The sequence below is a fragment of the Porphyromonas catoniae ATCC 51270 genome (assembly GCF_000565015.1).
In the GTDB taxonomy this organism is placed as follows: Bacteria; Bacteroidota; Bacteroidia; order Bacteroidales; family Porphyromonadaceae; genus Porphyromonas; species Porphyromonas catoniae.
Map to the genome: position 1 here is coordinate 1 of NZ_JDFF01000021.1, position 12,256 is coordinate 12,256.

A 12,256-nucleotide genomic window follows, 5' to 3' on the forward strand; every position below is an offset into this window, starting at 1 on the left:
CGCCTACCTCGGGCAAATCCAGGAGTTCAGCACCTTTCTCCCTGTCTTTGACAAGTTCATCGATGACATCCGTCAGCGCGTGGGGCACACCATCAGCAAGGAGAGCTTACAGAAGTACTGCGTCTTGCGTAGACACTTCTTCGAGTTCCTAGTGCACCGGTATAAGCGTAAGGACATCGGACTGATGGAATTCACGCCTGCCATCATCCAAGACTTCGAGCTATACCTCACGACAGTGGCCTCATGTGCCTACAATACCGCTAAAGGATTGAGATTCATGTCACTCTGCATTTGAACTTGACATTATGACATGTTACGTATGCCTGGCACAAATATTGCCATGCTAAGGTGAATATTTTAAGACCCCAGCTAAGGACTGGAAATCAAGTATTATGGGAATTAAACCAGGGCCTAAAAGAATTGCGAAAAGCACGGACCAGCCAGATCGAAGACAGCGCGACAATAAGAGCACGCCAGGCAATACGCCGTCTCTCAAGCCCCATATTCACAAGAAGGGGGATTGACAACAACTTGATCCAGCTAGTATAGACTCGTCTATACTAGCTGGATTTATATTGATTTAAGCTAAAAGATCTACTAATGAAAAATCAACTTCTACTATTCCTACGCAAGAGTATATCATTCCTGAGCAAACACATTCTTGTCATAGTAGTCCTAGCCACAGTAGGTATATTTGCTCTCCTATTTGCACAACGCAGAACATATGACCTAGCACAACCTTGTGATGGAGAGCTATTCGGTAATTACGGGGATTTCATCGGGGGGCTACTATCAGTTGTCAGCATCTATTTACTTGTAGAGACTCTTAAGGAGCAGAGAGCTACTAGTAAAGAGCAACGAGTTTTTACCGAGAAGCAACAGAAAAGCACCAATGACCAACAAACGGGTACCTTATTCTTCCATCTCCTAAAACACTTACAAAGAGAAGTCTCCGACCTAAATATTACGACAGAAGATGGTCGATACACAAATAAAGATTTCTTTGAGGAGCTCCGAAGGGAATTACAAGAAGGCTTTATCTCAACCGGCTCCTATAAGAAGGATGTTACCCAGGCTCTGAGCTCCTATTTCAAACTTTATGCGAAGCATCCTAGGCTTGGCTCGTATTTTCGGATACTTTATCGTATTTGTGAAGTTATCGATCAATCGAGACTAGACGGAATAGATAAAGCAAAGTACATCAAAATACTACGAGCTCAGCTAACCAATAGTGAGTTACTCCTATTGAGGTACAATGCTCAGACTCCACATGGTAAGAAATTCAAGCACTATATCAATGAATACAACCTACTCAAACACCTCCCCATCTTTGAACTTTTGGAATTTAAACGTTGGTGGGGTGATCTGGAAGATAAACCTGTGGATAGACTTCGAGTAAGTGTTTTTTGCGACGATTTAAAACACGAGATAAAAAAGCTCCTGGAAGGTTCAGAACAAAGTAGATCCCTCTGGGGAGGAGGTGGATGGAAATGCAATATTACGAAACGTAGTGATATTAGGATTGAGATCAAGATCGATAAACCTAGAATCATTCAAACATATGATCCCTTCAGCGGGTTCAACAGCGAGGATCAGAAGGAGCTATTTAAGAGCATCCTTATAGATATCTTCTCTTACTCTAATTTTGGTCGCAAACGAAAGATGGGGTCTTTAAGCATAATAAGCCTATTTGACAATGCTACTAGCTCAATATATAGTTCAGTTGAGGCTACCGACGGATGTTCACTCTACTGTAGCTTCTTGAGATTAAGTGAATTCCAAAGATTAGATTAGCTCTTAGGCAAACTTAGCATAGCTAAGTGTAAGGCCAAGGATAGACAATGGCCAAGCCCTCGGATGTGGTGCTATCCACATCATACCAGCGGGCTTCGTTACTCAATGTTGGAGCAGAGTTTAGGTTCGGAGTTACTGGCTATACTACTTAAGCTAGAGGAGAAGGGATGTTGCCACCAGAGGGAGGCGAATCACCACCGTATTCATCAGGCTCTTTGTCATCCATATTCATTGCGGGCTTGATTATCATGCGTTCGTAGCTGACTTCCTCGGGACGAAGACGGAAGTACGTGGCATTGGGACGAAGGTTCACACGGGGCTCGGTGATATGCACGTTGGCATTGAACTCGCTCCCGACGGGCACGACCTTGCTCTTGAGCGAAGGCGAAAGCGTCCCCAGACGCCCGAAGTCCACGACGTCGCCCTTGGCTACGACTTCACGCGCCATATCAGCAGCGAGGTTCAAGACGCTCTGCTCTTCCATGTAATTGAGGGTCGTGTCTTTGGCCACCAACTCGCAGAAGCGCTCGAAGCTCATACGATGACGGCCCAAAGGCGTGGCTTGGATGACCACTTTGCCTTTGTTTGGCCCGACACCCACCTTGTGCTGGCCGAGGATGTAACCAATGGGTTTGTTTTTCTTACTCATAATATTTAAGGTGTCTCCAGCTGGTTTTCCTTGCTCCTGTCTGAGACGTTACACAGGGGCAAGGTAAGGTGTGTTTTTCTTCTTCTTCTGAAAGCCTCTCCGCCTGAGAGGTAAAGCTACTCCCAACGAAAGATGTAGCTCCCCCAAAAAAAGGAATAGCCGAAGCGACGTCGTCGCTTCAGCTATTGCATGGACTCGTGCCATGGGTTACGGATAGTTCTTTCGTGCTATCGGACGTGAAGGAGGATCCGATATTGTAGGAGTCTAAAGCCAAGCATAAGTAATACCGCAGAGGAAACAATGTAAATTTTAGGATATACGCCATAGTATGGATGTTGTATCGCTTTCCTTGTAAAAAGACTAATATATCCTGTCCAGCAACAAGAATCCAAAAGGATCGTAACAGGAACGGAATACTAACTTCTCACAGCTAATAAATGAGTTAGCTGAAGCAGTAAGATGACGAGGGCTATTGCATAAAAGGTTAGCCCTTGCCTGCTCGTTAAGAACTGAATAGTGGCATCAAATAGACTCAAACTCCACTCATGATAGTGAGAGGAACTAATAAACAAGCCATGAGCTACCTTAAACTCGAGACCATCTAACAGTCTAAATCCTTGGGATATCCGCTCTTCCCAATACGTATGATATGCGAAGGTATTGAGCATAGTCACATAGACCAATATGATTAAAAGCGATGAATAATATAGATTTCGCATAAGCACGCTACGTCTTATCTCTCTATTGCTATTGACTCTCATCTATCATCTAGTGTATTGATTTTCCCAGTTTCCCCAAGGTTTACTTATGAGGTAAGGTGATTCTCAGAGAAGCATCATCTGCGACTTGCTTTTCCTCGCTTCTCAAGTGTGAGATACACCAGGGGGCGTTGCTGGGGCACTTGGATTGGCGCTACAAGGGTAATTCTTTCGACTTCTTATACGCTGGAGATTGTGTGAAAACCAGCAGTAAGGATTAAAGGAGGCAAATGCCATAGGGGATCTTCCCCCTCTAGGTTGAAAGAGCTTGTTCCTATCCTTTATGCTTAAAATGTATGTGTTTTCAAGAATATCCTATATGTCTTGTTCGCCAAAGCTGTATGTTAGATCGGTACATCACCTATGTTTACCCGTTTAGTCGGATGATGTGTACAGAGAGTATTGACCGGGATGTGACATGATTTGGATTTGCTGTGTAGATAGCTAGGAAAGGCTTAACTTTAAGCATCCAGATTCGTCCCAAGAGCTCTCTAAGAGATTTATGTCCTATGCAAGGCTCTCAGGGGTTCAAGGATAATTCTGGTACAACCTCCTATGGAGAGATCTCATGATTGTCAATATACATCCATCAAGTAGTGTAAGCGTATGACCACCGAAGAACTAAAAGAGAGAGTTAATAAAAAAGCCGAAGAGTTTGGCTTAAAAGAGGTCAAAGGAAATACATCTAACGCTGTGGTTCGGTCCAATATCACAGCTGAAAGCTTTGATAAGGGAGGTGCCTACTTTGGTTATATAAGACCAGAAGAAGATCTTACAGGGTCTTACCATGATGTATCCTTTGTCGTCTTTCCTCAAAAGAGTGGACCTTGTGTTATTGCTATAGCTGTAGGATCCTCTGGGTTTCAACGAGACTATGATCTAGTCTCGATCCCATGGCTTAGACGACTTTATAGAAAGTTGATGAATCCAGATCGACGTTCCTTTCTCAAAAATGACTTTAGCAATATAGAGTCAGCTATTCCTGAATTGCTAGAAATGATAGAGAACGAGGATAGTCTTCGAGATCTTAAGGCAACCATCAAACGATACGATAAATTCATTTTAACAGCACGCATTGTTGACCCTGACGAAGACTTTCATGTGATCTCAGCGTGGCTAGCACAGTATGTGAAGCTCAGAGGATGGCGGACAAATCAGACGCAACGAGCCGAACAGGAGAAAGCTATAGAGTATCTTCTCAAAAAGTAGCAACCTGTAGACATAGAAGGGGACATCAAAGGACTTCTAAAGCGTAAGCGGTTTGTTGTGGTCCAAGGTGCTCCAGGTGTGGGAAAAACATACAATGCTCTTATACAGAGAGCTACTTAATCCAATTTCATGCAGAGACTTCCTATGCTGATTTTGTAGGAGGTATCCGACCAGACCTATCATCTCAACAGCTGATATATAAGGCCTGCGATGGTATATTAGTAGAGGCTATCAAAGCGGCTGAGCGAGTAAAAGACTCAGGTGAACGTGTCCTACTAATTATCGATGAAATTAACAGAGCCAGCCTGCCTAATGTCTTGGGGCCTGTATTCTTCCTTTTCGAGAGCCATACAGGAGAAAGAAATACTATGCTACAGGTAGGCACTCGGAGTGTGCCTCGACTACCCGACAATTTAGATGTTATTGCAACTATGAATACCGCGGATAGGAGCCTTGTCGTAGTAGACTTTGCTCTTCGTCGCAGATTTGCATGGTATACTATACGCCCGCAAAGTATAAGCCCGAGGGAAGGAGAATACTTTGATGAGGAATTATTCCATAAGTTCTGCGATATTTTTGAGCGATATGCTTCAGATGAAGAGCTCAATCTCCAGCCAGGTCCCAGCTATTTCTTGGCCGAACAAGATGATGAGAAGATTATGAAGGAGAGATTGATTTATGAGCTCATGCCACTTATCAAAGAATACCTAGCAGAAGGACTCATGCAGAAGGCTGCAGATAGTTTCTCTCAACTATTCTACACAGAGGCTGGCGTATATTTGTTTGAATAGTCCTGCTATGCCTAGATAGTTATGCGAAAGCTTTGTACTCTGGAGGAGCTCTCAATTTCATATGAAGAATTGAATTCAGTATGGAAATGTGACAAGCGCTATGGGGCTGATATACTCAAGCACTTTATAGCATTGAATGAAGCAGCCTTTGATTTTATGGGGATTCGAGCAAACATTGAAGTCTCTTTGGGTAATAAAGCTCGGTTGCAACTAATAACGTCTCACTATGCTGGCACAGTACCTCTATTATCGCCTAGGAATGGTAAACCCTATGCAGATCTAATTATCCGAGGAAGATTTGGAGAGAGTATATCAGGACTTCTTACGGCCGTACAGGATAGTTTATTACCTGAGTATAATGTTAGTTTACCTGACATTCAGGACTCTACCGTAGAGCCTCCTTTCTACTTTGAGTGCTGTAGATTTATTGATTTCTGGTAGCGTATAGAACGGTCTCAATGGTGTAAGTTTGAGGTAATGGATCGTGAGCGAGATTCCCCAACTAGTGGCACTCGATGGGAAGAGTATGCCCGAAGAAGCTTTTCTCCTGAGATGATGCTGAAGTATCCTACTAGGGAGAATAAACTGTCAAAATCACATGGGGAGTTTAGACAACTGGTCTTAGTTCTTCTGTTGGCTATATCGGAAGTCCAGAGAATACAAACACCCATTGCTGTGAGGGCTAGGTATCTCAATAAAATAGCGAGGTTGAGCTCTCGCTATGAAGGGATGCCGAAGCCAAGAATGTGCGATAGGCTTGTTGAGTGCGCTTCTGACTCGATAATTATCAGAGAAGCTAAAAGGTTAGCGAATGTCATCCTTCAAAATCAACGAACAAGGAGGCGTCCTTGGAGAGTAGACTATTCGGCTCTATTTGAGCACTACGTACAGCACCTCTTCAAGGAGGTAGCCTTGAAGAAAAGCTACGCCATAGTCTGCAACCCTCATTATTCCATATCAGGGAGAGCCCCTGCTTGAGCTCTGAGGTATCTTGAGCCAGATCTCGTGATCTACAAAGGTGACTGCCAGTATGTCATCGATGCAAAGTATAAAAGTCACATGTTCAATCAAGAGAGAATAACTGAGGATCTGAAGGAAATATTCAGGTATGATCTGCACCAGATACTGGCGTACAGCTCATTTGGGACAGCTCTTAATAAACGGGCGATCTTGGTCTATCCAGCCTCCCATTTCATGAGTAGGGAACTACATATCTCCAATCCGCTGACGAGGGCCATTACTTATGTGTGTCTAGTGGGTATACCCCTGGATGTAGCCTCTATAGGTCATACTAAGTTTAAGTTGGATGAGCTCATTGAGAGACTACAGCGTTCTCAATCTCCCGACCAGTAGTCTCCCGCGTACTTTCTGCTTATCTCGCGCTAGCTCTACCAGACTCCTCTATAAGATAGAGCCTGATATCTAGTGTGCTGTTCCTATTTCTCCAATTATTTTCATCTCCTCAAAGCATCTCCGCGTGAGAGGTAAAGCCTCCGGCTATAAAACGTATATGTTTTTATGGAAAGACGTATACGTTTTGCTCGCAGTAGGTATACACTCTACTCTGGAGGGCTGTGTTTCTAGTCTCTACGCTCTCAAAGTTAGCCTTTTTAGCCGAATATGCTACCTGAGATAATTCTCTATGTGTACAGAGGATAACTCCTTGTGGATAAGCTAGGAGGGTCTATGGGGTAAGCCATTTCCTCCTATTGAATGTTAGGTCTGAGCTTTATTCTACTACAAAGATTGCCTTGTCCCTGTGCATGAGGACAGGAGCCTGCTTCATCAAAAGTATGGATGGAGCTATATTGAGCTCATTGCTTGAATGGAGAACCTCTGTGTATGAGCTTGCCAGAAGGGATACCCTTGCTTCAAGCACGGGTTCATCACCTTTTGGTTTGAAGTATTGTTGATATGATAAAAACCATTACCTTTGTAAATATTACATGTGTTATATTACATCAGTTATCAGTTTGGTTTTGTGCCGAAATTAACAACAATAACTCAAGAAGCAATTATAGATACGGCTTTTGAGATGGTACGTAAAGAAGGGTTTGGGGTGCTTTCTGCTCGGAGTATTGCTAAGCAGATAGGTTGCTCTACACAGCCTATTTACTGCTGCTATAAGAATATGGGTGATCTCAAAGCTGAACTCTGCCAAAGAGCCCTCCCGTACCTTCAAAACATAATGCTTCATTGCTCGAAGACGGGTAATGTCCTTCTTGATATGGGACTAGGCTATGTGCGAATGGCATATACCGAACCAGCTTTATTTAAAGCATTCTATATGGACAACATTATGAATGTAAAGCTTACTGATATTTTCCCTGAAAGTCGGCAGGCAGTAGAGATAATGAAGGATAGTGAGGAATACCAACATCTATCTGAAGAAGAGGTAAAGAGTGGCATTGCTAAGGCTTGGATGTTGGCACACGGTATTGCTTCGCTGGTAGCCGTGGGCATGCTTGTCTATGACGAAGAGAAGATTTTAGAGATATTGAATAACCCTTAGCTTGGGAGGGATGTGCCTGGCTCTTGCTGTGGGGTACCCAACAAGTAAATCGGTAAGCAATCAGTAAGTGGCGAAAGGTAAGCAATCAGTATAATCAAGAACATCAATAATATGAGACCTAATATAAGGACGCTTCGGAATGTTGCCCTATTTAGCTTTGTGGCTATAACCTGCGGATGGATAGGGGTTGGAGTAGACAAGTTGCTTGGGGAACCCTCAAACTTGAAGTCCCTCGGGGCATTGATTTTCATCAGTACACCAATTGTGAGTATGATATTGCTTCGCTTCTTTGGTGGCGATGGATGGAAGGATCTTCCATTGAAACCTAGATTTAAGCAAAATACTCGGTGGTATTTGTTTGCCATCGCTGTCTATCCAGTGGTTATCAGCATAACGCTACTTATCGGCAACCTATTCGGTTGGGTGGATGTAAGCAAGTTTAGCTTTATGGCGTATCTCCCTGTCCTCGCGACGGCTTTCCTTCCTGAGTTTCTCAAGAATTGCTTTGAAGAATCGGTTTGGCGAGGCTACCTTACGGTCAAGATGGATCAGCTCACCAAAAACGAATGGTTAGTTTATTTGGTCGTGGCACTCGTGTGGCAAGTGTGGCATCTACCATACTATCTGGTATTCTTAGATGACGCTTATTTAGCAACGTTCTTCCCTTATGGTGATGTGCTGTTTGTCATAGTAAGCTCCATCGTTATTGGTGTCTGGACGATCATGTACACCGAGATCTTCTTCCTGTCACGCTCTCTTCTGTTGGTGATCCTGATGCACTCGATGGAAGATGCCCTCAATCCTCTGATTTCTCAAGGCTTTGCCGTTATCTCACCTGACAAGGCACTGCTGGTATCTCCTAGTTTCGGTATCATCCCGCTACTCATCTATCTGGGAATAGGCTTGTATTTAAGAAGAATACGGAAAAGTAAAGAGCGTCTTAGCTTATAATGAATCGTAAAACTAAAATAAGTAATTATGAACACAAATAAAGAAATGTCTGTAGGTGTAAGTGGTTGGGACAAGATCTTCCCACCAAGCGATAAGGTAGAGCATAAGAAGGTTTCGTTCAAGAACCGCTATGGTATCACCCTAGTTGGTGATTTGTATACCCCGAAGAACTGGAATGGACAAAAGCTCGCTGCCCTAGCTGTTTGCGGAGGCTTTGGAGCGGTGAAGGAACAAGCCTCAGGGTTTTATGCCCAAACGATGGCAGAGAGAGGTTTTGTGACGCTAGCCTTTGATCCTTCATATACAGGTGAAAGTAGCGGCGAACCTCGTCATGTCGCATCGCCTGACATCAATACCGAAGACTTCTCGGCTGCAGTCGATTGCTTGGGACTACAATCCTTTGTGGATAGAGAGAAGATCGGGATTATCGGTATCTGCGGTTGGGGTGGATTTGCCCTAAATGCGACGGCTATTGACACGCGTATAAAGGCTGTGGCAACGATGGTCATGTACGATATGTCACGTGTCTTCAGCCAAGGATATTTTGACAGTAACACGCCGGAAATACGTCGAGAAATGAAGCGTTCACTCAATGCCGTCCGTTGGACGGACGCTGAGACAGGAACTCCTACCCCTGGCTATCCTATGCCCGATACCCCTTCGGATGAAGTACCTCAATTCTTGAATGACTATATCGAGTTCTATAAGACACCACGAGGCTTCCATGAGCGTTCGGTATCCAATCATGTTTGGACAGCTACTACGCTGCTTTCATTCATGAACTTCCCTCTACTTGCATACGCTAATGAGATTGATGTCCCAACCCTTATGGTTGCAGGAGAAAATGCCCATTCACGCTATATGAGTGAGGATGCCTACAAATCCGTAGAGACCGACAAGAAGGAGCTACTCATCGTACCCAATGCTCGGCACACGGACTTCTATGATAATCAGGCAGGAGCAATTCCATTTGATAAGCTGGAGTCATTCTTTAAGGAAAACCTTCAATAAGGTAATGCCCCAGAAGGCATTGATCTGAAACTCTTATTAAAGGGATTCCCTACGTACTTACCAATCACTCCACCCGAGGCAGATAGCTTGGGGTGGAGTTTTTTATCGCTTGTAAGTTAATCAGCGATAGAAAGGGCTTAGAAGCATCAATACATAGCCTGTATCGCGAGATGTGCCACTCTTGAAGCTGTATATTTGCTACCTTTACAAGGCATTCTTGTCATATTCACCCACATTATAACGTGTATCCAATGAAACAATTACTAAGGAAGGGCTTACTCTTCGCTGCGGCTTCCCTAGCTTTATCTATACAGATGAAGGCAGATAAGGGGATGTGGCTCCTCAATGAGCTGACAAAGGAGAATATTGCCCAGATGAAGGGGCTTGGTTTCCGTCTGCCCATTGATTCTCTCTACAGCTTAGATAAGCCCAGCGTGGCAAACTCTGTCGTCATCTTTGGCCGTGGCTGTACGGGGGTTACTGTCTCGGGTAAGGGGCTGGTCTTCACTAATCACCACTGTGGCTTTGATGCTATTCAGTCTCAGAGCTCAGTTGATCATGACTACCTACGTGATGGCTTCGTCTCTCAGAGTTTCCAAGAAGAGCTCCCGATCGAAGGACTCACAGTGAGCTACCTCTCTAGCATTACAGATGTAACGAAACAAGTACTCTCAGGGGTAAAGAAGCCTAAGGATGAGCTGGATCGTCTCTCACAGATACAGAAGATCTGTCAGCAGATCGAAGTCACAGAGCTTCGTCGCCATAAAGGGGATCACAAGAGGGTAGAGGTGCGTCCTTATTACTCTAATAACAAATACTACCTCCTTACGTATGACGTATTCCCTGATGTGCGTCTTGTCTTTGCCCCTCCGGGCTCTGTGGGGAAGTTTGGTGGAGATACGGATAACTGGATGTGGCCACGTCATACGGGAGACTTCTCTGTCTTTCGTGTCTATGCTGGCAAGGATAATCAGCCAGCTGAATATAGCAAGGAGAATGTCCCCTTCCAGCCCAAGTACTTTGCTACGATCTCAACGGAAGGCTATGAAAAGGGTGACTTCGCTATGACTATTGGCTTCCCAGGCTCTACCTCTCGTTACATCCCATCCTTTGCCATTGAGAATAGGATGAAGGATCAGAATGAGCCTCGTATCGAGGTGAGAGGCATCAAGCAGGCTATTTGGAGCAAGGCAATGAATGCTGACCAAGCTACACGTATCAAGTATGCCTCTAAGTATGCCCGTAGCTCCAACTACTGGAAGAACTCCATTGGCATGAATAAAGCACTCGTTAAGCTCGATGTGCTAGGACAGAAACGTGTCGAGGAAGCAGCCTTCGAGATGTGGGCTAACGAAGGAGGTAAGCGAACCAAGCAGTATCAGGGTATCCTCTCCGAGATGGAGGCTGCCTATAAGATACTCGGGGGACTGCAGCGTGAGGCTATGTATCTCAATGAGGCATTTAATGGTGCGGAGATCATAGCCCTTGCCTATGGTCTAAAGGATGTGACGTACAAGGATATGCAGAGCAATGGAGAGAAGATTCGGTCTGGCATCGAGGATGTCTACAAGGACTATATACCCACGCTTGATGAAGAAGTCCTCCCAGCTATGCTAGATGTCGTTCGTCTGCGTGTGTCTCGTGATCGTATCGCTCCGATATTTGATCTTATAGACAAGGAGTATGGTGGAGATACAAAGGCTTATGCTAAAGATCTCTTTGTGAAGAGCATTGTCCCCTACAAGGAGAAGGTACTCGCTGCTGCACAACGCCCTGATTTCGCTGAGGTGTTGGCTAATGATCCTGCCTACAAGCTATCCCAACTTGTTCGTGGTATACTCTCTCCGCTACAGCTGGCTATGAAGCCCCTTACAGAGCCTATACAGCGTGGTAATCGTCTTTACTTCGCTGGACGAAAGGAGATGAATCCAAGTCAGCCCATGCCAAGCGATGCGAACTCTACCATGCGTATGAGCTATGGCTCAATCAAGGGCTATAGCCCAGCTGATGCTGTAACGTATGATTATTTCACCACTACACGTGGTCTTCTGGAGAAGTATACACCAGGCTCGCCCGAGTTTGATATCCTACCTTCGTTCCTTGACCTAGTGAGGGAGGGTAGCTGGGGACGCTGGGCAGATAAGGATGGTAAGCTCCATATTGCCTTCATCTCGAACAATGATATCACCGGTGGAAACTCCGGTAGCCCTGTCTTTGATAAGAATGGGCGTGTCTTTGGTCTAGCCTTCGATGGCAACTGGGAGGCCATGAGTGGAGACATCGAGTTCGAGCATCAGTTGCAGCGCACGATCGTTGTTGACATCCGCTACGTGCTCTTTGCTATTGATGTTTGGGGGCGTTGTCCACGCCTTATCGAGGAGCTTAGCCTACGCTAAGTTTTTACTCTCTGTGTGTGGCGTATATTATTATTTCCTTACCTTTGCGACCGTAGGATTTAGTTAAGAGCGATGGCAGACGGTCAGAAATATAACAGTAAAGTAGGGGCACTGGGCAGTAATGCTTCCCAGCGTCTCTCTATTGCTGACTATAGCTCTTCTTTTAACTTAATTTTACCCCCCCC

The 12,256-nt window shown here is 44.8% G+C and carries 9 protein-coding genes and 1 pseudogene; 9 read left to right on the forward strand and 1 reads right to left on the reverse strand.

Features of this window, described 5'->3' with window-relative positions:
- Both HMPREF0636_RS05520 and HMPREF0636_RS05525 read left to right on the forward strand, forming a co-directional pair.
- Positions 1 to 262, forward strand: a pseudogene (locus tag HMPREF0636_RS05520) (phage integrase SAM-like domain-containing protein); the annotation flags it as partial.
- A 338-nt stretch (positions 263 to 600) separates the two neighbouring features.
- A complete protein-coding gene (locus HMPREF0636_RS05525) occupies positions 601 to 1,794 on the forward strand; it encodes a putative phage abortive infection protein (protein WP_044169043.1) in 1,194 nt (397 codons plus the stop codon).
- 148 nt (positions 1,795 to 1,942) lie between these two features.
- Here HMPREF0636_RS05525 and HMPREF0636_RS05530 read toward each other — a convergent pair whose 3' ends face one another.
- Positions 1,943 to 2,443, reverse strand: a complete 501-nt coding sequence (locus HMPREF0636_RS05530) for an HU family DNA-binding protein (RefSeq protein ID WP_044169044.1) — start codon at positions 2,441 to 2,443, stop codon at positions 1,943 to 1,945.
- A gap of 1,364 nt (positions 2,444 to 3,807) precedes the next feature.
- On the opposite strand from HMPREF0636_RS05530, the gene HMPREF0636_RS08240 reads away from it, so the two are divergent.
- From HMPREF0636_RS08240 to HMPREF0636_RS05575, 7 genes are all read left to right on the forward strand, one after another.
- Complete coding sequence (locus HMPREF0636_RS08240) at positions 3,808 to 4,410, forward strand: hypothetical protein (RefSeq protein ID WP_052328765.1); 603 nt, start codon at positions 3,808 to 3,810, stop codon at positions 4,408 to 4,410.
- 119 nt (positions 4,411 to 4,529) lie between these two features.
- On the forward strand, positions 4,530 to 5,201 hold the full coding sequence (locus HMPREF0636_RS08555) for an AAA family ATPase (RefSeq protein WP_282705269.1): 672 nt from the start codon (positions 4,530 to 4,532) through the stop codon (positions 5,199 to 5,201).
- Between the two features lie 981 nt (positions 5,202 to 6,182).
- Positions 6,183 to 6,554: a 5-methylcytosine restriction system specificity protein McrC gene (locus HMPREF0636_RS08575; RefSeq protein ID WP_155807301.1), complete on the forward strand. Its 372-nt coding sequence runs from the start codon at positions 6,183 to 6,185 to the stop codon at positions 6,552 to 6,554.
- Between the two features lie 595 nt (positions 6,555 to 7,149).
- Positions 7,150 to 7,713: a TetR/AcrR family transcriptional regulator gene (locus HMPREF0636_RS05560; protein WP_248616884.1), complete on the forward strand. Its 564-nt coding sequence runs from the start codon at positions 7,150 to 7,152 to the stop codon at positions 7,711 to 7,713.
- A 111-nt stretch (positions 7,714 to 7,824) separates the two neighbouring features.
- On the forward strand, positions 7,825 to 8,664 hold the full coding sequence (locus tag HMPREF0636_RS05565; RefSeq protein ID WP_044169051.1) for a CPBP family glutamic-type intramembrane protease: 840 nt from the start codon (positions 7,825 to 7,827) through the stop codon (positions 8,662 to 8,664).
- Between the two features lie 27 nt (positions 8,665 to 8,691).
- Positions 8,692 to 9,675: an alpha/beta hydrolase gene (locus HMPREF0636_RS05570; RefSeq protein WP_044169052.1), complete on the forward strand. Its 984-nt coding sequence runs from the start codon at positions 8,692 to 8,694 to the stop codon at positions 9,673 to 9,675.
- Between the two features lie 251 nt (positions 9,676 to 9,926).
- Positions 9,927 to 12,071 carry a S46 family peptidase gene (locus tag HMPREF0636_RS05575; RefSeq protein ID WP_052328767.1) on the forward strand — a complete coding sequence of 715 codons (2,145 nt, stop codon included), beginning with the start codon at positions 9,927 to 9,929 and terminating at the stop codon, positions 12,069 to 12,071.
- Positions 12,072 to 12,256 lie beyond the last annotated feature (185 nt).